This is a genomic window from Rothia sp. HMSC065C03, assembly GCF_001837295.1.
Lineage (GTDB): Bacteria > Actinomycetota > Actinomycetes > Actinomycetales > Micrococcaceae > Rothia.
Genome location: NZ_KV831988.1, coordinates 90,569 through 112,176 on the forward strand (window position 1 = coordinate 90,569; position 21,608 = coordinate 112,176).

The 21,608-nt window shown below is 58.8% G+C and carries 17 protein-coding genes and 3 tRNA genes; 6 read left to right on the plus strand and 14 right to left on the minus strand.

Annotated elements, in window-relative coordinates; genetic code table 11:
- Positions 1-262: 262 nt before the first annotated feature.
- Together HMPREF2605_RS03780 and HMPREF2605_RS03785 are read right to left on the minus strand one after the other, a co-directional pair.
- Positions 263-2,005 (minus strand): MDR family MFS transporter, encoded by a 1,743-nt coding sequence (locus tag HMPREF2605_RS03780; protein ID WP_070847001.1) that lies wholly within the window; start codon positions 2,003-2,005, stop codon positions 263-265.
- Positions 2,006-2,137: 132 nt separating this feature from the next.
- Positions 2,138-2,809: a TetR/AcrR family transcriptional regulator gene (locus HMPREF2605_RS03785; RefSeq protein ID WP_230457276.1), complete on the minus strand. Its 672-nt coding sequence runs from the start codon at positions 2,807-2,809 to the stop codon at positions 2,138-2,140.
- Between the two features lie 113 nt (positions 2,810-2,922).
- Here HMPREF2605_RS03785 and cls point away from each other — a divergent pair, with 113 nt between their 5' ends.
- Positions 2,923-4,401, plus strand: a complete 1,479-nt coding sequence (gene cls, locus HMPREF2605_RS03790; protein ID WP_049340251.1) for a cardiolipin synthase — start codon at positions 2,923-2,925, stop codon at positions 4,399-4,401.
- Positions 4,402-4,463: 62 nt separating this feature from the next.
- Complete coding sequence (locus HMPREF2605_RS03795; RefSeq protein WP_005507226.1) at positions 4,464-5,021, plus strand: hypothetical protein; 558 nt, start codon at positions 4,464-4,466, stop codon at positions 5,019-5,021.
- Positions 5,022-5,272: 251 nt separating this feature from the next.
- Here the strand turns inward: HMPREF2605_RS03795 and HMPREF2605_RS03800 are convergent, their stop codons facing one another.
- On the minus strand, positions 5,273-6,469 hold the full coding sequence (locus HMPREF2605_RS03800; protein WP_070688282.1) for an RNase H family protein: 1,197 nt from the start codon (positions 6,467-6,469) through the stop codon (positions 5,273-5,275).
- A gap of 294 nt (positions 6,470-6,763) precedes the next feature.
- On the opposite strand from HMPREF2605_RS03800, the gene HMPREF2605_RS03805 reads away from it, so the two are divergent.
- A complete protein-coding gene (locus HMPREF2605_RS03805; protein WP_044150828.1) occupies positions 6,764-7,042 on the plus strand; it encodes a putative quinol monooxygenase in 279 nt (92 codons plus the stop codon).
- Between the two features lie 135 nt (positions 7,043-7,177).
- Here the strand turns inward: HMPREF2605_RS03805 and HMPREF2605_RS03810 are convergent, their stop codons facing one another.
- Both HMPREF2605_RS03810 and ilvD read right to left on the minus strand, forming a co-directional pair.
- Positions 7,178-8,212: a 2-oxoglutarate dehydrogenase gene (locus tag HMPREF2605_RS03810; RefSeq protein WP_070688283.1), complete on the minus strand. Its 1,035-nt coding sequence runs from the start codon at positions 8,210-8,212 to the stop codon at positions 7,178-7,180.
- Positions 8,213-8,474: 262 nt separating this feature from the next.
- Positions 8,475-10,319: a dihydroxy-acid dehydratase gene (ilvD, locus tag HMPREF2605_RS03815; RefSeq protein ID WP_070688286.1), complete on the minus strand. Its 1,845-nt coding sequence runs from the start codon at positions 10,317-10,319 to the stop codon at positions 8,475-8,477.
- 414 nt (positions 10,320-10,733) lie between these two features.
- Between ilvD and HMPREF2605_RS03820 the strand changes: the two genes are divergently transcribed.
- A complete protein-coding gene (locus tag HMPREF2605_RS03820; protein WP_049358917.1) occupies positions 10,734-12,566 on the plus strand; it encodes an alpha,alpha-phosphotrehalase in 1,833 nt (610 codons plus the stop codon).
- 145 nt (positions 12,567-12,711) lie between these two features.
- Here the strand turns inward: HMPREF2605_RS03820 and HMPREF2605_RS03825 are convergent, their stop codons facing one another.
- The 7 genes from HMPREF2605_RS03825 to HMPREF2605_RS03855 form a co-directional block, all read right to left on the minus strand.
- A complete protein-coding gene (locus HMPREF2605_RS03825; protein ID WP_070847127.1) occupies positions 12,712-13,662 on the minus strand; it encodes an ABC transporter substrate-binding protein in 951 nt (316 codons plus the stop codon).
- Positions 13,663-13,667: 5 nt separating this feature from the next.
- Positions 13,668-14,366, minus strand: coding sequence for an ABC transporter permease (locus HMPREF2605_RS03830; RefSeq protein WP_070689963.1), 699 nt, complete (start codon positions 14,364-14,366; stop codon positions 13,668-13,670).
- Between the two features lie 3 nt (positions 14,367-14,369).
- On the minus strand, positions 14,370-15,149 hold the full coding sequence (locus tag HMPREF2605_RS03835; RefSeq protein WP_070688086.1) for an ABC transporter permease: 780 nt from the start codon (positions 15,147-15,149) through the stop codon (positions 14,370-14,372).
- Positions 15,146-16,093 carry an ABC transporter ATP-binding protein gene (locus HMPREF2605_RS03840; RefSeq protein WP_070847003.1) on the minus strand — a complete coding sequence of 316 codons (948 nt, stop codon included), beginning with the start codon at positions 16,091-16,093 and terminating at the stop codon, positions 15,146-15,148. Before HMPREF2605_RS03840 ends, HMPREF2605_RS03835 begins: the two co-directional genes overlap by 4 nt.
- 189 nt (positions 16,094-16,282) lie before the next feature.
- Positions 16,283-16,355: transfer RNA gene (locus HMPREF2605_RS03845), tRNA-Phe, on the minus strand.
- 73 nt (positions 16,356-16,428) lie between these two features.
- Positions 16,429-16,502, minus strand: a tRNA-Asp gene (locus HMPREF2605_RS03850).
- 68 nt (positions 16,503-16,570) lie between these two features.
- Positions 16,571-16,643 (minus strand) — tRNA-Glu (locus HMPREF2605_RS03855).
- A 949-nt stretch (positions 16,644-17,592) separates the two neighbouring features.
- On the opposite strand from HMPREF2605_RS03855, the gene HMPREF2605_RS03860 reads away from it, so the two are divergent.
- Complete coding sequence (locus tag HMPREF2605_RS03860) at positions 17,593-18,174, plus strand: hypothetical protein (RefSeq protein WP_005507238.1); 582 nt, start codon at positions 17,593-17,595, stop codon at positions 18,172-18,174.
- A gap of 351 nt (positions 18,175-18,525) precedes the next feature.
- Here the strand turns inward: HMPREF2605_RS03860 and HMPREF2605_RS03865 are convergent, their stop codons facing one another.
- The gene (locus HMPREF2605_RS03865; protein WP_044150832.1) at positions 18,526-19,929 is read right to left on the minus strand and encodes an FAD-dependent oxidoreductase; all 1,404 of its coding nucleotides are present in this window, start codon (positions 19,927-19,929) and stop codon (positions 18,526-18,528) included.
- 318 nt (positions 19,930-20,247) lie between these two features.
- On the minus strand, positions 20,248-20,613 hold the full coding sequence (locus HMPREF2605_RS03870; RefSeq protein ID WP_070847006.1) for a DUF2218 domain-containing protein: 366 nt from the start codon (positions 20,611-20,613) through the stop codon (positions 20,248-20,250).
- A gap of 362 nt (positions 20,614-20,975) precedes the next feature.
- Between HMPREF2605_RS03870 and HMPREF2605_RS03875 the strand changes: the two genes are divergently transcribed.
- On the plus strand, positions 20,976-21,608 hold a 633-nt coding region (locus HMPREF2605_RS03875), incomplete at its 3' end, for a solute carrier family 23 protein (protein ID WP_141762276.1).

Consider the following 21,608-nt stretch of genomic DNA (forward strand, 5'->3'; position numbering starts at 1 on the left):
AACAATTCTCTCGACATAGGGACGTAATAACCTTTTCGATAAGCGCTTTAATGGGGCAAAACACCACGTAAACCCACTATTTAAGGGACTAAACCAACACTTCCAACCCCTAAACCAAGCACTAAGGCACACCTCTTAAGCGCGCTATTTAAGGCAACTCAGCCAAAAACGGCGCCCCGGCACGAGCACACGACTCGCACCGGGGCGCCGCTTATATAGGAAGGCAACGCCTCCGGCGCGCACCTTTTCGTTATCCCTCATTCTAAGAACGCGAGGAGCCGCCATCCTCCGAAGAACCCGCCTCAGGCGAAGCCTCCGAGCTCAACGACTCATCAATACGAGCACGAGCAGAGGCGTGCATGCTCTTCAGAGCCTCAGCATCCTTAGCCGCCATCTCCGGAGTAATCACCGGAATCGCACCGGTCGCCGCACGGGCAATATCAACAGCCGGCTCAGTCTCCAGGGTCGTCGCCAGCGCATCCTCACGAATGAAGAACAGAAGCAGCGTAGACACCAGGCCCAGCGGCACCAGGTACAGGAACAGCGGAATCAGCGCATCGTTATACGCATTCACAATGATGCCGTGCACCGGCTCCGGCAAAGACGCCACCAGCTCAGGAGTCAGAGACGAAGACGCATGGCTACCTGAAGACTGCAGCGCCTGCTGCGGCATACGCTCAGAAATCAGCGAGGTCAGACGCGAGGTAAACAGACCACCCACCAGCGAGGCACCCACAGTAGCACCCACCTGACGGAAGAAGTTATTCGACGCCGTCGCGGTACCAACCACGCTCACCGGGAACGCGTTCTGAACAATCAGAGTCAAGAACTGCATGGACATACCCAGACCGGCACCCATCACCGCAAGGTACACACAGAACAGCCAGGTCGGAGTCTCAATAGTCACGGTCGACAGCAGGAACAGGCCCAGCGCCACAATCGCGGTACCGCTCGTCACGTAACGCTTGTAGCAACCGCTCTTCGACACCACGCGGCCCGTCACAATGGACACCACCAGCATGACGCCCATCATCGGGATCATCAGCAGACCGGCCACCGTAGCGCTCACACCCAGCGCCATCTGCAGATAAGTCGGGATGTACTCCACCGCACCGAACATTGCCACGCCCAGCGCCAGCGAAGCGCCCAGAGTCAGCAGGAAGTTACGATTCTTGAACAGGTACATGGGCATGACCGGCTCAGCCGCACGGTTCTCCACCGGGATAAACACCAGCGCAGCAACCACAGAGAAGACCAGCAGACCAATAATCTCGGGCGAGGTCCACTCGTACTGGTTGCCACCCCAAATCGTGGCAAGCACCAGCGCACTCGTACCCGCCATCAGAATCAGCGAACCAAGGTAGTCGATACTGTGCTTCTCACGGTCACGGAACGGGCGGTGCGGTAGCAAGAAAATCACCGCAAGAATCGACAGAATAGCCAACGGCAGATTAAGCCAGAACGCCCAACGCCAACCCGGACCCTCAGTAATCCAGCCACCAATCAGCGGACCAGCCACCGACGAGAAAGCAAAAACGCCACCGATAATACCCATGTAGCGGCCGCGGTCGCGGGGAGGGATCACGTCAGCAATCACAGCCTGAGAAAGAATCATCAGACCGCCACCGCCCAGACCCTGCAGGGCACGAGCAAAAATCAGCCAGTTCATGTCCTGAGCGAGCGCACCAACAATCGAACCCGCCATGAAAGCAACAATCGCAAAAATCAGGAAGGGCTTGCGTCCGAACTGGTCAGAAAGCTTGCCGTAGACCGGCATCGTAATCGTCGAAAGCAGGATGAAAATGGTAATCACCCAGCTCATGTGCTCCACGCCGTGAAGCTCACCAACGATCGTGGGCAGCGACGGCGCCAGAATCGTCTGGTTCAGCGAGGACATGAGCATCACAATGACCAGGCCCAGGAACATGGCGCGGATGCGGTTTTTACTTTCCTGCTTAGCCTCACCGGCTGGCGGCTGAGGTAGATTCTTTTCCTCTGTACTCATCGTTTAATCCTTAGTTACGTTCTATATATGTCTGTTGTGAGTATCCGCCGGGCTCTGGATTCGGTTACCTCGATTCGGGGCCTCCGATTCGGTTTCCGGCGGGCTTTTGTCATTTGTAGCAGTGAACCGCCGCTAGATTGCCGGTCGGTTCTGCTCAAAAAGCAGGAACTGGAAGGTCTTCACCGTCTGGCGGATATGGCGGGCGATATCCTCTTTGTCTTCCAGGTCGCGGGCAAACTCCAGCTGACGAAGCACCGCGGAGGCAAGCTGGACCTTTGCGCGCGATCGCTCGCGGAAGTGATCGGTCAGCGGGTCAGCCGGGTTTCGGCGCGGGAAGGGGCCGCGGCGACCAGCAGCATCAAAAGCCACCCAGTCGATGGTGTTCAGGTACTCGGTGAGCACCTGTTCGCACTTCATGTAGTGCATCTTCATTCGTTTCGCGGACTCGGGGAACTCCTGATAGGGAGCTCGAGGGTCCTTGCCCTTGGCGTAGTGGAAGCTCTGGAAAATGACCTCCCAGAGAAGGTGGGTTACACGAATGATCGTGTTGTCATCCTCGTGGGCACGGTCTGTTTCGAGGATTTCCTCGCTGACCACCGGTTCGCGCAGACCCAGGACGGCATCCTCTTTAGAGGGGAAGTAGTTGAAGAAGGTACGCGGGGAGACGCCCGCCTCCTGGGCGATTTCTTCAACGGTGGTTCCGCGCATCCCGTGTTCGCGGACGCGTTTGAGGGCTGCTTCGTGGATTGCCGTCCAGGTTTGTTCGCGGCGGCGTTCGCGAAGGCTCTGTTCCTTTTTCTGCATAACTGCAATTATTTCATCACTGCACACAATGCTCAAGTGCATTTTTGGCGTTAAGGCCCACAGCATAGCCAGCTAAGCTCCAGCCCCACACAAAACATCGGCATAATAGAGGGATGAACTTGTTTGCCCCCGCCTATCTCGATTTCCTGCCAGACTGGCTACGCCTCGCACTCGGCATCGCCGATATCCTCATCCGACTCGCAGCCCTCTGTTGGCTCCCCTACAACCGCAAACCCGTGGTTGCCCTGGGCTGGCTCATGGCCATCTTCTTCATCCCCTTCGTAGGGTTCATCGCATTCCTCGTCTTCGGCTCCTCGCGCCTGCCCGCCTACCGCCGCGCACGCCAACACGCCATGAACGACTTGATCCGCGAAGTCAGCGAGAACAAGCCCTTCCTCACCCGCACCGACGACCTCTCCGACCCCGCAAAGGCAGCCAGCCAGCTCAACTACACCCTGGGCTCACTCCCCCTGGTCGGCGGCAACCAATTCACCCTCCACACCGACAACCACGAGGCAATGGTCGCCATGGCGGAAGAAGTCGACCGCGCCACCAAATACGTGCACTTCGAGTTCTACATCACCGCCTACGACGAGGCGAGCGCAGTCCTCTGGGACGCCCTCTTCGCAGCCCACGAACGCGGTGTACAGGTGCGCGTACTCCTCGACCACATCGGCTCCCGCAAATACCCGTCCTATAAGAAACTCGTGAAAATGCTCAACGACTCGGGTATGCAGTGGCGCCTCATGCTGCCGCTCAAACCGTGGAAACTCAAGTGGCAGCGACCCGACCTGCGTAACCACCGCAAGGTCCTCGTCGTGGACGGACGCGTCGCGTTCTCCGGTTCGCAGAACGCTATTCACCGCTCCTACGACATGCCCGAAAACATTAAGAAGGGCTTGGAGTGGAAGGACCTGACCTTCTCCTGCACCGGCCCCATCGTTGAAGAGCTCAACGCCGTTTTCGTCTCCGACTGGTACTCCGAAACGAACCAGCTGATCCTGGCAGAAATTAACACCAATATCCCCTACTACAAGGATGGGATGCGCGCCCAGGTTGTGCCCTCCGGCCCCGGTTTTGAAACCGAAAACAACCTGCGCCTCATTAACTACCTGATCTACAACGCCGAGCGGCGTATTACCATCTGCTCGCCCTACTTCGTGCCCGAAGAGACCCTACTGCAGGCACTCACGAACGCCGCCTACTCCGGTATTGAAACCACCGTGATTGTGTGCGAGAAGGGCGACCAGTTCCTGCCGAACATGGCGCAGCGTTCCTACTACGAGCAGCTGCTGCAGGCGGGTGTGCGTATTCTGCAGTACCCCAGCCCGACCGTGTTGCACTCCAAGTTCATGATGGTCGACGACGAAATTACGTTCATTGGCTCGTCCAATATGGACCCGCGTTCCTTCTCACTGAACATGGAAGTGTCAACGTTCGTCATTGACCGCGGCATGGTCGCGATGCTGGATGAAGTATGCGCCGAATACGAGCAGGTCTGCACCGAGCTGCTGTACACCCAGTGGGCGGAGCGCCCGCGCCGCATCAAGATGGTGGAGAACCTCTGCCGACTGTGGTCATCGCTCCTCTAAGCTATTTGTCACACACTCGGGGGTCTGAGTTTTCATCCCCGCACCCGCCAAAGGACTATCGAATGCCCCTTCTATTCCGTAAAGCACGCCGTAAATTCGCTGAACTCGATGCGCACGACGTTGCTCACCGTATCTCTGCGTACACCTACGGTAATTTCTTGGTGCTGGCGGCTCTGCTGAGCATTCACGACGCGAACGCGATCTTTGACGGCACCGCAATCCTCTACATTACGGGTACCGGTCTGACCACCTACATTGCCCACGTCATCTCAGAAATGCAGGAGTACCGGGTGCTGCACGGCGGCACCCCGCCGCGAGATTTCGTCAAGCACGCGCTGGGCAACGCGAGCCCTATTCTGGGTACGACCGTGTACCCCGTGGCGCTCCTGATTCTGGCGACATTCCTACCGCCCGGCGGCACCTACGACATCATTTTTGACTGCACTATTATTCTCTGTCTTGTGACCGTGGTGTGGCGTATTTTTACCCTCAACTTCGCGATTGCTCGCTACCGCGGCGAGCCAATCTGCTGGCGTACTGTCCGAAGCGCCGTGTGGCTCACCCTCGCCGTTATTGTTCTTGCGATTGTGAAGATTATGTTCACCCACGCTGGTAAATAACCTAAAAGCTCCCCCCCCCCTGAGTTCGATTGATTCGACGCTCAGGGGGAGCTTTCGTTTCCCCCGCATTCTTTTCCCACGCACCATTGCAGGATGCGCGGGGCTACAAGCTAGAGCAGCGCTACAGGTGAGCCTCGTAAAAGCGCATGCGGAGAAGGCAAAAGGGCAAAAAGAAACACGCGACACCTCCGACATCGCATACCTTCGTATGCAGCGAATGTATCGCGCGTTCATTTCTACCCTGGACTAGTTTAGCGCCATAAACGGTTTCCCGTGTGGATTGAAGAAGGTTTAATCTGCAACCACTCCGGCGCAAGCAGGCGAACAGCCTTCGCACACCCCGACAAAGCAGTAATAATCGACTCGCAACGCTGATTAAACTCGCTCTGATGACGCTTATCCACAATCTGCCCCGGAAAATGGCGATGCATCTTCGACACAGAGTCGCTACTCTCCTGCAAACCGTGGCCCGTATGGCCCGGAACATGCTTCACCAGCACACGCTTCTCGCGGATAGCCTCCGTCAAAGCACGCATCTGAGACACCACACGCTCATCCTGAATACCCTCAGAAACCCACGCCTCAAAAGCCCAACGGCTATGCGCCAAACGCAACACAAACGTCAACGCACCCAAAGAATCCGTATGAATAATCAGGCGGCGCGAACCGCTATGGAACACCGTATAAGCCGCCAACATTGCAGACAGCTCACCGGTCATAATGTTCACGCCATCATAGTGGGCATGAAAATAGAAGCCGTCCTCACTCACGCCGGCGATACCCATACGGCCGCCACGCTGATACTTCTTATTGTGAGTCGAACGGAACGAACAATCCGTGAAAACGCTATAGTCCTGCAGCTGATCCAGCGGACGAGGGGTCAGTGCCTCCTCCACCATCTCATCCACAGCGGTACGTGCCGCACACACCTCAGCCTGCATCCGCTCATACGCGGGCGTGCCAGCAAGCTTCACATGCACTTCACCCAAAGAATGGTTATCGTACGGGTCCAGCACCTTCTCAAAGGCGCGGTACTCCATAATCCCCTTCAACTGGTCGCAATCACGGAAAAGATGCTTCAAATTCTTACGGTCAGCAGCAATCGTCACCAGGTTCTGACGGTACTGCTCAGGAACCACATCCCACGCAGAAAGCACGGCACGACCCAGCAGACGCGGATGCACCTCATCACAACAATCCATGAGGGAATGAACGTGAGTGAAAAGCATCGGCTCCTCATTCACCACAGTGCGGGTGCCGTCCTGCTTAGAAATAAAAACCACCGTCGACAACGCCGAATAACAAAAACCTTGCGCCTTACGATGCTCCTGAGCCACCGCAATCACAGCAACGCCCTGATCCGTGTACCCGGCAGGGTACGAGGCGCTATAGTCGGGCGCCTCCCAGGTCAGGGTGCATCGTTTGATATGCGCCGGTGAAAATCCCATGAGTGTCACCCCCCATGTGTGCCATACCGCGTCTCCTTCCATTCATGCGGTGTATCGTCCTCATTCTTTTATAGGTCGAAAAGAAAGGGGCACGCAAATATAAAACACCTTTTTTACAGTTAGCGAATGGATCACCCGCAACTCCTCTCTCACACCGGCACAGCACAAAACACAGCGTGAGAACACAGCGCGAGAAACCCCCGCGCATACCTCACCGAGGCGCGGGGAAAGGTGTACGGTAAAAGAGTCATATACGACGCGGCAACCGCCGCACCACCCCACAAGGAGAGCCCCATGATTGGTGTCTACGCCGGAGTATCCGTCAAGCCCGAGCACGTCGAAGAATTTCTCAAGACCATCGAACCGCTCGTGACCGCAAGCCGCCAGGACGAAGGCAACGTCAGCTACGACTTCGGTGCCGTCTCCGACACCGACTTCGCATTCATCGAGCGTTGGGAATCCCAGGAACTGCTCGAAAAGCACATGGGCACCGAACACTTCCAGAAGGCTGTCGCCGCATGGGAGCCGCTGCTCTCCTCCGAGCTGGACGTTCGCATCGTCAACTTCCGCTAAGCAACGTTAAAGACCGAGGTGCCCGGCACCCCCTACGTGAGGGGTGCCGGGCACCTTCGTATGTCAGTTATGGAGGCGAGCGCGGCAACTCGTAGCACGCCTCGCCTTCATTCTCGGTTTAGCAGCGCTCTCGGTTTAACGGCGTTCTACGCCAACCTCCATCGAATCAAGTGTGAAACCATTCGTCGCGCTCACGCAATGCACCTTACCGCTATTCACCGACTTGCAGGTGTAACCATACGCGGTCACCACCTGACCGGTCGGCAGTGCAGTAATACCCTCGGTATTCACCGGCTCCGGGGTGGCGGTCTGACCGACCAGGCTCACCGCAGGAGCCTGGCCCTGCCCCATGTGCACGCGCTGCTGCGCCTTACCGGAGGCGGCATCCCACCCCTCCAGGGTCACGCCCACCAGCGCCTGGCAATCCACGCCCGACGGGGTCACCGAGCACGCAACCTTAGAGTCCGGGCTGGTGAAACGCAGCGCCTCAACAGTCTTCACCGAATCGCCCTGACCGAAAGTACCGCCGCCGTACGCTTCAGCGAAAGTCAGCGTACCCGACAGCATGCGGGTCTGCGCCGGAATCAACGCCAGGCGAGGCTTCTCAACGCTACCGCCCTGCGTGAAGCAGGCACCCGTAATGTAGTCGCGGCCCTGCACCTTCGTAGCGCACTGGTACCACTCAACACTCGCCGCGCCGTCCTGGTTCTTGCGGCTGTTGAAGAGGCGCACCGCCTCCTGAGCCTTCGCGCAATCCGAACCGTCATACACGTAAATACCGGCGGAACCACCCAGCTGGCTGGTCATGCCGCAGCGGGTGCCCGCATCGATAGTGTTCGCGGAGCCGCTCGCCGTGGCGTATGCAGCCTCGAACTCGGCATCGGTGCTCGGCTCATCCGTGGGGGTCGCTACCGAGTCGTAGGTTGCCGGGGAGTCCAGGCCGGCAGAAATCTGGACAGTATTCGGCTTCCAGGAGCCATCCGCCGCGTGGAACAGGGTCTTTGCATCAACGGGCGCGGAAGAAGTCGCCACCATCATCGGGGCGGTTTCAGAATCATCAGCCTGCGGCTGAGCGGAGCAAGAGCTCAAAGCGAGCGCACCGATGCAGGCAAGAGCCGTCAGGGCACGACGAGTAAAAGCACGCTGTGCGCGCGCGGGCAGGGTAACCATGAATGCGTCCTCGTGAGGGTTGCGAATTGCGTTGTGTCGAGTGGTTGTGCTGAGTCGGTGAATCGGGTACCTAAAATACCTTCTTACACCCTACTGCAACACCACTGACAAGGCAATACGCCGCACCGGGTATCCCACGACGGTGGACAAAGATACGAACAAAGACGCGGACAAAGAACAGCGCCCCGCCCGCAGAAAAACCGCGGAACGGGGCGCCAGCCCATAGGGCAAGTATTAAATTCTCACACGATGCGTGAAGGGCTTATGCGTCCTCGGGCAGGATGCGCACGCCGCCCTTATCAGCCGAAGCAGCCAGCATGCCGTACACCTTCAGGGCGTTCGATACGTGACGCTCACGCGGCTTGGTCGGACGCCACGGTGCAGCGCCCTTCGCCTCACGGCGAGCAGCAAGCTCCTCATCCGAAACGTTCACACGCAGGATACGGTTGTTCACGTCAATCTCAATCTCGTCGCCGGTCTGTACCAGGCCGATCGCGCCGCCAGCAGCCGCCTCCGGGGAGACGTGACCGATAGAAATACCCGAGGTACCACCGGAGAAACGACCGTCAGTAATCAGCGCACACTTCTTGCCAAGGCCCAGACCCTTCAGGTAGGAGGTCGGGTACAGCATTTCCTGCATGCCGGGGCCACCCTTCGGACCCTCGTACTGGATGACAACAATGTCGCCTTCCTTCACGTTCTTCGACAGAATCTCGTGCACAGCCTCGTCCTGCGACTCGACCACGAAGGCGCGGCCCTTGAAGTGGAACAGCTCCTCATCAATACCAGCAGACTTGATGATCGCGCCGTTCTGGGCAATGTTGCCGTACAGGACCGCCAGACCGCCGTCCTTGGTGTACGCGTGCTCCACGGCGCGGATGCAACCGTTCTCGGCGTCGGTCTCGTGGGATTCGTACTTGTTCGCGGTGGAGAACGCCTGAGTGGTGCGCACGCCGCCGGGAGCAGCGAGGAACAGTTCCTTCGCCTTCTCGCTCGCCTTGCCGCTGCGGATATCCCACTCGTCCAGCCACTCGTCCAGCGAGTCAGCGTGAACAGAATGAACGTTCTTGTGCAGCAGGCCGGCACGGTTCAACTCACCCAGCAGGGCAGGAATACCGCCGGCACGGTGCACGTGCTCAATGTGGTACTTAGTGGAGTTCGGGGCAACCTTCGCCAGGCAGGGAACCTGACGCGAAATACGGTCAATATCCTTCAGGGTGAAGTCAGCACCCGCCTCATGAGCAATCGCCAGGGTGTGCAGCACAGTGTTGGTCGAACCGCCCATCGCCACATCCAGCGCCATAGCGTTCTCGAACGCCTCCTTGGTCGCAATGGAGCGCGGCAGAACCGACTCGTCATCCTGCTCGTAGTAGCGCTTGGACAGTTCAACGATGCGGCGGCCAGCATCCAGGAACAGCTCCTTACGAGCAACCTGAGTAGCCAGGGTGGTGCCGTTACCGGGCAGCGCCAGGCCAATCGCCTCATTCAGGCAGTTCATGGAGTTCGCGGTGAACATACCCGCGCACGAACCGCAGGTCGGGCACGCATTCTTCTCAATCTGGGCGAGCGCAGCGTCGCTGACGCTGTCATCAACAGCCATCACCATGGCGTCCACCAGGTCAAGGCGGTGCTCAACAATACCCTCAATGCCCTCACCGGACTCCATGGGGCCGCCGGACACAAAGATGGTGGGGATGTTCAGGCGCATAGCCGCCAGAAGCATACCGGGGGTGATCTTGTCACAGTTAGAGATGCAGACCAGCGCGTCGGCACGGTGCGCGTTGACCATGTACTCGACCGAGTCAGCAATCAGATCGCGGGAAGGCAGCGAGTAGAGCATACCGTCGTGACCCATCGCAATACCGTCATCAACAGCGATGGTGTTAAATTCCTTGGCGACGCCGCCAGCCTCACGGATAGCGCCGGCGACCAGTTCACCCATGTTCTTCAGGTGCACGTGGCCGGGTACGAACTGGGTGAAAGAGTTCGCGATAGCAATAATGGGCTTGCCGAAATCGTCATCGCCCATGCCGGTGGCACGCCACAGGGCGCGGGCACCAGCCATGTTACGGCCGTGAGTTGAAGTACGTGAACGCAGTTCTGGCATTGTTTTACCTTCCGTAGTGATGCAAGTACTGATTTTACGCGCGGCGTCCAACGCTCTTCAGCTCAGGGTCACTTTGGTTTCATGCATCGAAACGCGCACGAGCCTGCAACCGCCTATCGGTGGGAGGGTTGAGGCCACGGGGGTTGTGCCGGATCTGCGGCAGAATTGCCCCCTTTGGGGTAGATGGGGACATCACCCCATTATGCCCCCTAATCTGGAATGAGCCCAGGTTGCGGGCGTCGATATTCAGTCGGCGAACGCACCGGGAGGCGGCGGGCTGCCGTGCCTGCCGCGTACGGGCCTCGCTGCGCATACGTAGCACCACACGTAGCACCGGTGCGGTTCATTTCCAACACACTGATTTATACACGCTTTTATACACGCTGAACCCTGCTTACATTTCAGAAGGTTTCTATGACACAGGCACCCACCGCATCGCTCACCCTCACGCCAGCAACCAGCCCGGCAGGCGGTAAGGATTTCGCGTCCTCCGTGATCTACCAGGTGTATCCCAAGTCCTTCTACTCCGCGGCGGGTGGCGCCTACGGCGACCTGCGCGGCGTCATCGAGAAGGTGCCCTACATTGCTTCCTTGGGCGTGGACATGGTGTGGTTCAACCCGTTCTTCGCCTCCCCGCAAAACGACAATGGCTACGACATCTCCGACTACTACGCCATCAACCCCGACCTGGGCACCATGAAGGACGTCGAAGAGATGATTGCCGCCCTTGCCAAGCACGGTGTGGGCGTCATGTTCGACATGGTGCTCAACCATGTTTCGACCGAGCACGAGTGGTTCCAGCGTGCGCTCGCCGGTGAACGCGAGTACTGGGATTACTTCTACATTCGCCCCGGCAAATACACCGAGGACGGTCAGCTGCGCGAACCGACCAACTGGGAGTCGAAGTTCGGCGGCTCCTGCTGGTCCCGCTTTGGCGAGTACACGGATGAGCACGGCACTCCCCTGTTCTACATGCACCTGTACGACCGCACCCAGGCAGACGTGAACTGGTACAACCCGACTGTGCGCGACGAGCTGTTTAAGGTCGTGAACTTCTGGTACGAGAAGGGCGTGCGCGGCTTCCGTTTCGACGTTATTAACGTCATCGGCAAGGGTGAAGAGCTACTCGACGCCCCCGAAGGCACCGTGGACAAGGCACAATACACCGACACCCCGATTGTGCACACTCGCATTCAGCAGCTTAACCGCGCCTCCTTCGGTCAGTATGATGACACCGTAACCGTGGGCGAAATGTCCTCGACCAGCATCGAAAACTGCGTGGGCTACTCCAACCCGGCAAACCACGAGCTGGACATGGTGTTCAGCTTCCACCACCTGAAGGTGGACTATGAGAACGGCGAGAAGTGGTCGAAGGTGCCGTTCCGTTTTGCCGAGTTGAAGCAGATTCTGAACGATTGGGCACTGGGTATGCAGGCCGGCGGCGGCTGGAACGCGCTGTTCTGGAATAACCACGATCAGCCGCGCGCGCTGAACCGTTTTGGTGACGTTGAGCGTTACCGTGCCGAGTCGGCGACCATGCTGGCGACTGTGATTCACCTGCTGCGCGGCACCCCGTACGTGTACCAGGGCGAGGAAATCGGCATGATTGACCCGGTCTACTCCTCGATTGAGCAGTACGTGGATGTGGAGGCGCACAACGCCTACGCGATGCTGCGTGAGCGCAGCCTGAGCGAGCAACAGGCCCTGGAGATTGTGGCGTCGAAGGCTCGCGATAATTCGCGTGTGCCGATGCAGTGGACCGCAGATTCGGCGACTGCTGGTTTTGGTTCCACGTCGCCGTGGCTGGCTCCCGCCCCGGTGCGTGATGCGGCGACCGGTGCCGGTATTTCGGTGGAGGATGAGGAACGCGACGGCGTGATTCTGCCGTACTACCGCAACCTGATTGCCCTGCGTAAGCAGTACCCGGTCATCTCTGCGGGTTCGTACGCACCCTACGCGTTGGATCACGAGCGGGTGTTTGCGTACCTGCGTGAGCTGCCCGCTGAGACTAGTGCTGAGAACGGTAGCCCGGCACAGCGCATGCTGGTGCTGACGAACTTCTACGGTGAGCCGACCGAGATTGAGGTTCCGGCCGAGTTCGTTCGTTCCGGTCGCGTGCTGGTGTGTAATTACAAGAATTCTGCGGTCGATTCTGCTGCGGCGGATTCTGCTGTATCTGATTCGGCTGAGACGGTGACGCTGAGCCTGCGCCCCTACGAGGCTCTGGCGTTGCTGATTGAGGGCTAAAAGCTACTGTATGCCCCTCCCCTAACGTGTGGGATAAGGGCAATATAAACCGACCTGGGAATATTCTATTTCTAGAATATTCCCAGGTCGGTTTTGTTTATAGACATTCCTATAGAGGAATTAATATGGAATATCAGGAAGAATCTTAGAAGCCGTGCTCGTTCAGCCAGGCAGCCGCCGCCTGCGCGGGCTCCTGCTTAGAGGTACCCGAAACACGGTCATTCAAAGTACGCAAATCAGCGGTAGTGAGCTTCGCCGAAACGCGGTTCAGAACCTCCGCCGCAGAGTCGGGAACTCGCGACGTATTGATAATGGGCAGCACCTGCTGAGCCAGAATCATATTCTTCGGATCCTCCAGCACCACCAGCTGATTCTGCTCAATTGCAGGGGTGGTCGAGTAGAGGTCAACCACCTGCACAGTGTCATCCAGCAGGGCCTTGACGGTCAGCGCGCCGCCGCCATCCGAGAGGGGCACAAACTCGGCTGGGACGCATCCATACTTCTCCTTGAGGCCGGGGATGCCGTAGGCGCGCTCGGCAAACTCCGGGGCGGCGCCGAGCTTCAGATTCGTACAGCGGGAGGCGAGGTCTTCAAGGCTTCGCAGACCATATTTCTGGGCGGTCTGCGCGGTAACGACGAGCGAGTCCTTATCCTCCGCCTCAGAGGCGTTCAGGGCGCGGATTTCAGCCCCGGAGCCACTCGTGGTGAGGGTACCGAGGGCAGCGGGTAGCGCCTGCAGAATCTGCTCGGCGGTCGAGGCGGTAGCCTTCGGGTCCAGGTATAGCAGCAGGTTGCCGGAGTAGTCCGGGATAACGTCCACCGCACCGGAGGCGAGTGCCCCCAGGTACGCCTCGCGGGCGCCGATGCTCAGCTGGGTACGGGCGTTGAATCCCGCCCGGGCGAGGGCTCCGGCGTAGATTTCGGCAAGGATTTGGGATTCAGCGAAGGCCGCTGAGCCGACAATGATTCCTTCATGTTCGCCGCTGAAGACTTTGTCGCCGCTGAGCCCGCAGGCGCTGAGAATACCCGCCATGCCGAGCGCTCCGGCGGCGGCTAGGGCAGTGCGACGAGAGAAGGTTTTAGGTGCCTGAATCATCGGGTTCATGCCTTCTTCCGGTTGATGGTGAGCCCCGCGGGAGTGAGCGCACGCTGCACGAGGCCCATGAGCGCGTCCACGGCGAAAGCGAGAAGCGCCACGAGCAGGGTTGCGACGAGCATACGCGGGTAATCGCGCACGGCGAGCCCATCAAAGAGGTACCTGCCGAGGGTTCCGCCGCTGAGGTAGGCGACGATGGTCGCGGTTGCGATGACCTGCACGAGTGCGGAGCGGAGCCCGCCGAGCATCATGTTGGCGGCGAGCGGGATTTCGAGGCCGGTCAGAATCTGCCATTCGGTGAGTCCCTGGGCGCGGGCTGCGTCCACGAGGTCTTCCGGTACGGCGGCGAGGCCTTCAAGAACTCCGGCGAGCAGAGGCGCCGCCGCAATAATAATGAGCACGATGAGGGCGGGCAGGGTCGAGACACCCAGCCAGAGTGCCAGGATAGTGAGCAGACCGAGCGCGGGCAGCGCGCGGGTGGCGGCAACGGTGCTCATGAGCAGGTTGCTACGGCCGCGGTTGGTGCCGTCGGAGGGTCGGTGGTGCCCTGCCCAGAGGCCGAGGGGCACGACGATGAGTGCCGCGCAGACGGTGGCAAGGGCGGTGACGCTCAGGTGTTCGAGCAGGCGCACGAGGATTCCGCCGCTTCCCTGCCAGTTGGCGCCGTCCATGAGGTAGGCGAAGGTTCGTTCTATGACGTTCACGGGTTATGCCTTCCTTTCGGGACTGCGGCGGTTCGCAACCGTAGCCGCCTGCCAGGGCGTAAATGCCCTCGTCAGAAGGATAAGGAGCAGGTCGAGGACCAACGCGAGCAGCAGGCTAAGGATCACGCCAGCCAGGATTTCCGAAGGGATATTGCGCGCGAGTCCGTCGGTGAAGAGCGTGCCGAGCGAGGGCACACCGATGAGGGCACCCACGGACACCATCGCAATATTCGCCACGGTTGCCACGCGGATTCCCGCCATAATGACGGGCGTAGCGAGGGGCAAGTAGAGCTCCATCAGCGCCTGTCGGGGCGTGTATCCGAGGGCGCGTGCAGATTCGTGCACGCTATCGGGTACGGAGTCGAAGGCATCCACACCGGAGCGCACCATGAGCGAGAAGGAGTAAACGCTCAGGGCGACGAGCACGTTCAGCGGGGAAATAATGGAGGTTCCCAGAATGAGCGGCATCAGCACGAACAGCGCGATCGAGGGGATGGTGTACAGCAGCGAGGAGAGATGCATGAGGGTTCGCGCACCGATGCGGCGTTCGGAACCGCGGTCACGGCGACGGCTCGCGTAGTAGGCGACCGGCAGCGCGACGAGAGCGCCAATCGCGACGGGCACGACGCCCTGGTAGAGGTGGCTGAGGGTCAGCTCGAGGATGCGCTGGCTGTTGGTGGCGACCCACTCCCAGTGCATATCGCTTGCCGCCAGGGGTGATGCCACTAGGGACTGCGCGGCGAGAGGTGGTGCCGCGAGCACAATATTTTCTAGAAGACTCATTCGCTTTTCTCGCCTTCTACCACACCATTCTGTGCTTCTCGGGAGGCGGCAAGTCGGCGTGCGCGCGCCTGGCGCACCGTCTGCTCATCCAGCAGACCGGCAACGGAGCGGCTCACGAAGGAACGCACAAAATCATCGGCGGGGCTGTAGAGAATCTCTTCGGGAGTACCGAACTGTGCGAGGCGGCCGCCCTCCGCGAAGACGGCGATCGTATCGCCGAGCAGAAGCGCCTCATCAATGTCGTGGGTAACGAACACAATCGTCTTGGCGAGTTCCCCCTGTAGGCGCAACAGCTCTTTCTGCAGGTCGGTGCGCACTACCGGATCCACCGCGGAGAACGGCTCGTCCATCAGCAGGACGGGCGCATCGGCGGCGAGAGCACGCGCCACACCAACGCGCTGCACCTGACCGCCCGAAAGCTGGGAGGGGTAGCGCTTGGCGTACGAAGAATCCAGACCGACTACTTCGAGCAGTTCGAGGGCGCGCGCCTGCGCCTCCTTGCGGGATGCCCCGAGCAGGCGCGGTACGGTGGCAATATTCTGCGCGACGGTGCGGTGCGGCATGAGCCCACCCTGCTGCATCACGTAGCCAATGCCGCGGCGCAGCTCGTAGGGGTTCTTCTCGTGCACGTTCACGCCGTCAATGGTGATGGTTCCGCTATTGGGCTCCACCATGCGGTTAATCATGCGTAGACTAGTGGTTTTACCGCAGCCGGAGGGTCCGACGAACACGGTAATCTGCCCGGCGGGAATATGCAGATTCAGGTTCTGCAGCACCGTGGTGGGTTCACCGGTTCGGCTCGGGTAGCTCTTGGTGATGTTCTCGAAGCGGATTCCGCCCGCCTGCGTGCTACCAGTGGCAGCATTTTTTGCCCACGGAATTTGAGGTGAGTCCTCTAGGCGTTGGTGGGTTGAATTTTGGGCGGCTGAATTTTGGGCAGTCATGGGTGCGTTGGTGCTTTCTGCAGTGGCTATAGGGCAGGTGCCTCTGTATACAATCTATATACAAAAAGGCGGCATCTGAGGGTTTTATTCCCAAGATGCCGCCTTTTCGACGGTTTTTCAGTATCTGCAACCGCAAAGTTTTTTAAAAACAAAACCCGCCCCACTGTAGAAGCCTGGAGGCGGATTTCGTGGCTCCGACCGGCGTCGATCCGGTGACCTTACGATTTTCAGTCGTACGCTCTACCAACTGAGCTACAGAGCCTTGCGTATTTACTTTTAGATACGCAATGACCGCGTCTTCGGATGAATAATCATCTGAAATTACGCGGCCAGAGCGACCCCGACGGGACTTGAACCCGCGACCTCCGCCGTGACAGGGCGGCGCGCTAACCAACTGCGCTACGGGGCCTTGTTGGAATCAACAGAAGTAAATTCTATATCATCTAACTTGGCTTTGCAAATCGTGAGATTTGCAAGTACCCCCAACGGGATTTGAACCCGTGCTACCGCCGTGAAAGGGCGGCGTCCTAGGCCGCTAGACGATGGGGGCCTAGTCGATCGAACAGGTTCCGTTTTCTTCATCCCGTCGTTCGAACCTCCACTAGTCTATGACAGGTTTGCGGAGGCGCGCAAACCGTTTTGTTCGATTTTGCCCGATTTTGACCCCCATTTTCGACCATTTATAGCCTGGCACATATGTATTTAAGCTAGTCAATGACGATTCAGAAAAACTTCAAAAAATTTTAAAATTTCTTCACAACACCCCATATCAGGAGCTTTTGGAGGGGTTTTAGCGACTTTTGGGTGCCTGCAGAGGCCTCGAAGAAGCCCTATTTCCCGCTCTGATTTCTACAGATTTTCTACAAACTCCTCCGAAACTCCTCCGAAATTTTGTTTCGAAGATGCCGGCATCAGTCCCGCAAGAATTCCGAAAACCCACCTTCACATCTCTTATACACCCCTCTTATGCGCATCGCAGCGGCCAAAAAACTCCACAATATCTCCAAAAATTTTTCGACAACTTTCTACGCGCTTATATAGGACATGCAGGCAAGACGCTACCCTGGGTGCAAATATCTGCAAGAGAGTGCACAGCAACACCTCTCTAGAGGGTTCACCCCAGCCTCCCCGGAGCCCTCAAAAATGTGCCGCGCAAAGCAACTACAGGCCAGAATGCACGTAGATGCAAATATTCACTCTTGGGAATACAATAAACCGGCTTGTCAGACGCTTATTTTTCTCTCAGTGCAGATATCTACGCAATTATGACGACTCAGAAATATAAAGATTTGATAAACCTCTAGCGATTGACAAGGAGAGATGAAAGCCAGCTGAAAATACCCCCTGAAATAGCTTGAAGCCCCCTCTTTGAGCACCGTACTATAGAGGGCGTGAGGTCACTTCCGGACCTTGCACGGGGCCACTTCCGGAGCCCCAGACGTAAAGTCACCGCACATTACAGCACCGATAAACCGCATAGAGATCCAAAGGGGGATCCAGTGTCCGCAACGATGAATCGCCGCACGGCATTCCGTGCACTCGGCGTAGGCACCGCAACCATCGCTCTCGGCTGTGCAGCTGCACCCGCAGCGCAGGCACAGCAGATGGCGCACCCGCAGAAGGCAATGACTGCCGACCAGCAGCTCAAGCTGATTCTGCGCCGCCTAGAGCAGGTACCTGCCCGTTTGAAGTATGCGAAGCCTGGATCCTCCAACCGCGTTAATAGCGGCATTGAGAGCGCACTGGGCAACCTGACCACCGTCCAGGGCACTGACGCAGGCCGTCAGATTGCAAGCGCTAAGGCCGCTGTTCGTAAGTCTGATGGACGCGCCCACGCAGCTCTCTCCCCCGTTGGTGTTATTGCCTGCGTTGTCAGTATTGCAAAGTTTGTCATTCAGCTGGGCATCGCCATTTACAAGCTTATTAAGGCACTCGTTAACGCCTTCAAGCAGTGGAAGACCTTCAAGAACATCGTGAAGGCCGTCATTTCTGGTGAAGCTCGCAAGAAGCTGGGTACTGAAACTGAAACCGTACTCAAGGCCATTTTGGGCATTGAAGACGTCCTCAAAAAGTGTGCATAGTCTACACACCGTACGGCTATGCGCTTGTTTAGAGAGCTAATCTTGGTGTTTCTTTAGCTTTCTAGACCCCGTTAAGGGATGCGCCGCACGTGGAGTCACTGCATGGGCTCGTTGCGCGTCCGGGTAGCCGGAGGGTATGTCCTCGAGTGTCTTCGGCACCTACCCAACCCACCCCGCATGACCTCATGGTGCGGGGTGGGTTTCTTTAACCGCTCTTTCGATAACTCTTCCAGGCGAGCACTTTCCGAGAGCCCCCTACTCCCCCGCTTCCTTATATATAGACAAAAATCGACCCCGCACCGGTTCACGGTACGGGGTCGATTTCTATGCTCTACGTACTCAACGTAAGGATTACTCGCCGCGGGAGATGTTGACCATCTCGTCGCGGTCCACAACCTTCACGCGGGCGCGAGGCTCACCGGCTGCATCCTTGGATGCGGCACCCAGTGCCTTCTCGTGGTCGTCCAGGCGGTGCCAGCCTTCCCAGGTGGTGTACTTGATGCCCTTGGAGTCCAGGTAGGCGCTGAATGCCTCTGCCTCCGGCTCGGGTGCGGTGTAGAGGTTCTCGCGGTCCTCGAGCAGGTGGGTGATGGTTTCGAGCGCGTCAGACTTGGTGGAGCCGATCAGGCCGACAGGGCCGCGCTTAATCCAACCGGATGCGTACAGGCCGGGAACGACCTCGCCGTTCTCGTCCACGACGCGACCCTCAACGTTGGTGATGACGCCGCGCTTGTCGTCGTAACCGATTTCGGGCAGTTCGGAACCGAAGTAGCCGATTGCGCGGTAGACAGCCTGTACGGGGTAGTCCACGTACTCACCGGTGCCGATGATGCCGCCGTTGCCGTCGAGCTTGTTGCGTTCCATGCGCAGGCCCACGACCTTGCCGTCTTCGCCGAGGATCTCGTGCGGGGACTGCAGGAAGTGTAGGTGCAGGCGGCGGGATGCGGTCTGCTCGTTGGTCTTCTGGTCTTCCAGCCAGCCGCGCAGGGTCTTCATCATGACCTTGGTCTGTGCGTTCTTCTCCATTGCTTCTTCGGAAGCAGCGTCGAACTGGAAGTCCTCTTCGTACAGGACGATGTCCACGTCGCGGGAGTGTGCGAGTTCGCGCAGCTCGAGCGGGGTGAACTTCATCTGTGCGGGGCCGCGGCGACCGAAGACGTGCACGTCGGTCACGGGGGAAGCCTTCAGACCCTCGTAGACGTTGTCGGGGATTTCGGTGACGAGCAGGTCGTCAGCGTGCTTGGAGAGGATGCGGGAGACGTCCAGAGCGACGTTGCCGTTACCGAGCACTGCAACCTGCTCAGCTTCGAGCGGCCAGGTGCGGGGGTAGTCGGGGTGGCCGTCGTACCAGGAGACGAAGTCTGCTGCGCCGTAGGAGCCGTCCAGGTCGATGCCCTTAATGTTCAGGGGTGCATCGAAAATCGCGCCGGTTGCGAAGATGATGGCGTCGTAGTGTTCGCGCAGGTCGGCGAGGGTCAGGTCCTTGCCGTATTCAACGTTGCCGAAGAAACGGATGTCGCCGCGGTCCAGGACCTTGTGCAGTGCGGTGATGATGCCCTTGATGCGGGGGTGATCCGGTGCCACACCGTAGCGGATCAGGCCGAAGGGGGCGGGGTAGCGGTCGAAGATGTCGATGGCGACCTCGACGGCGCCGGTGCGGACCTCTTCAGACTTGGTGAGGATGTCGGCGGTGTAAATACCGGCGGGACCTGCACCAATAACGGCGACGCGCAGGGGGCGTGCTGCTTCAGACACGAAAATCTTCCTTTCGAAGTTCACCGTCCGGCGCCCGGTGCGGCGCGAACAGGCGGTGAGCTTAGTGTTCACTTCTTGCCTATTTTACCGGGGATTGACGGGTGTTCGGTGGCTTATATGTCTTCGCCCACTAAATAGGATAATTTTCTGTCACCTAATCCGGGCGGGGTCACCTAATCCGGGCGGGGTCGCTTAAATCAGGAGGGGCGGCGCGGCGCATCCCGCTCCGGGAACCTCCGCGCGTAGCGGGCATAGAACTACCCCGCCCTCCGAGGTGCAGGAGGGCGGGGCAGGGGAACGAAGACTAGAAAGCAGGGACTAGGCGGCGGGTACCGCCTCAAAGGTTACGACCAGTTCCTCGCGTTCACCGAAGCGAACCAGGTGGCGGTCCAGCACATCCGCCAGACCAGCAGCCAACTCGTCGCTTTCAGCGCGCACCTCCAGGACGAGTGCACCGTCGGTTTCGCGCAGGTCACCGTAGCCGCGGAAAATGCCGTCGCGGTTGAAGGTGAGGCGCAGACCGTCGGGCAGTTCTGCGGTGCCGAGCTTGCGGCCCATGTGCGAGCCGAGCTGCTTGATGTATCGGGCGGGGCGGTCGGTTGCTACGATGGCGCGCTGGCGTACCGGCAGGGATTCCGCGGCGGGGTAATTCTCAGCGGTGTTTTCTTGGGGAGTTTCAGTCACGGTGGGTTCCTTCTTATCTATGCCGAATTCTCATCTATGCCGAAAAAGGCTCACCACACGGAACCTGGCATCCGGCGACGCATGTTTCACCTCGAATATAGCAGAAACTTAGGGTCTACTAACCTAACAAACTATCATTGTTCGCGCAGGGGCGAGAGATAGTTACCGCTATTACGCCTCCCACAAAAGATCTCTGAACGAAAGCTGGGAATTTCCTGGATTAACGCTTAGAGAAACTTTAACCGTAGAATATTTCGGTACAACAGTGTCACCTCCCCAACACACCGGGAAGTGGCACTTTTTTATGCGGGCTCGGAACCCCGGTGCCCGCCCCGACTATGAGTATCTACGGATTTTCACGAATGTCTTCTGAGAACACCGCGGCTCCCCAGACCCCCAAGGCAGAAGCCAAGGGCGCACTGGACCGTTACTTCAAGATCACTGAGCGAGGCTCCACCATCGCCGCAGAATTCCGCGGCGGCCTCGCCACCTTCTTCGCGATGAGCTACATCGTCGTGCTGAACCCCCTCATCATCGGCCTCGGCAAGGACGCATCCGGCAACGCCCTCGGCGTACCGCAGGTCGCAGCAATGACCGCACTGGTCGCAGGCGTCATGACCATCCTCATGGGCGTCGTCGCCAAGCAGCCCTTCGCCATGGCGGCAGGCCTCGGCGTGAACGCGCTACTGGCAACCACCATCGCCTCCACCCCCGGCCTGACTTGGCCAGCCATCATGGGCCTGGTCGTATGGGCTGGTGTGCTGATGACCATCCTCGTGCTGACCGGCTTCCGCACCGCAGTGTTCAACGCGGTCCCCGAATCGCTCAAGGTCGCAATCGTCGTCGGTATCGGCTTCTTCATTGCCTTCATCGGCCTCGTCAACGCAGGTATCATCCGCCGTATGCCCGACGCAGCAGGCACCACCGTGCCCGTCTCCTTCGGCGTGAGCGGCCACCTGCTCGGCTGGCCCACCCTCGTCTTCCTCTTCGGCCTG

Excerpts from the sequence above, each read along its gene's own strand:
- HMPREF2605_RS03805 (WP_044150828.1), top strand. The coding sequence starts at position 6,764 with ATGATTGGTGTCTACGCCGGAGTATCCGTCAAGCCCGAGCACGTCGAA.
- HMPREF2605_RS03825 (WP_070847127.1), bottom strand. The coding sequence starts at position 13,662 with ATGATTCAGGCACCTAAAACCTTCTCTCGTCGCACTGCCCTAGCCGCC.
- HMPREF2605_RS03785 (WP_230457276.1), bottom strand. The coding sequence starts at position 2,809 with ATGCAGAAAAAGGAACAGAGCCTTCGCGAACGCCGCCGCGAACAAACC.
- HMPREF2605_RS03820 (WP_049358917.1), top strand. The coding sequence starts at position 10,734 with ATGACACAGGCACCCACCGCATCGCTCACCCTCACGCCAGCAACCAGC.
- HMPREF2605_RS03835 (WP_070688086.1), bottom strand. The coding sequence starts at position 15,149 with ATGAGTCTTCTAGAAAATATTGTGCTCGCGGCACCACCTCTCGCCGCG.
- HMPREF2605_RS03795 (WP_005507226.1), top strand. The coding sequence starts at position 4,464 with ATGCCCCTTCTATTCCGTAAAGCACGCCGTAAATTCGCTGAACTCGAT.
- ilvD (WP_070688286.1), bottom strand. The coding sequence starts at position 10,319 with ATGCCAGAACTGCGTTCACGTACTTCAACTCACGGCCGTAACATGGCT.
- HMPREF2605_RS03810 (WP_070688283.1), bottom strand. The coding sequence starts at position 8,212 with ATGGTTACCCTGCCCGCGCGCGCACAGCGTGCTTTTACTCGTCGTGCC.
- HMPREF2605_RS03840 (WP_070847003.1), bottom strand. The coding sequence starts at position 16,093 with ATGACTGCCCAAAATTCAGCCGCCCAAAATTCAACCCACCAACGCCTA.
- HMPREF2605_RS03780 (WP_070847001.1), bottom strand. The coding sequence starts at position 2,005 with ATGAGTACAGAGGAAAAGAATCTACCTCAGCCGCCAGCCGGTGAGGCT.
- cls (WP_049340251.1), top strand. The coding sequence starts at position 2,923 with ATGAACTTGTTTGCCCCCGCCTATCTCGATTTCCTGCCAGACTGGCTA.
- HMPREF2605_RS03800 (WP_070688282.1), bottom strand. The coding sequence starts at position 6,469 with ATGGGATTTTCACCGGCGCATATCAAACGATGCACCCTGACCTGGGAG.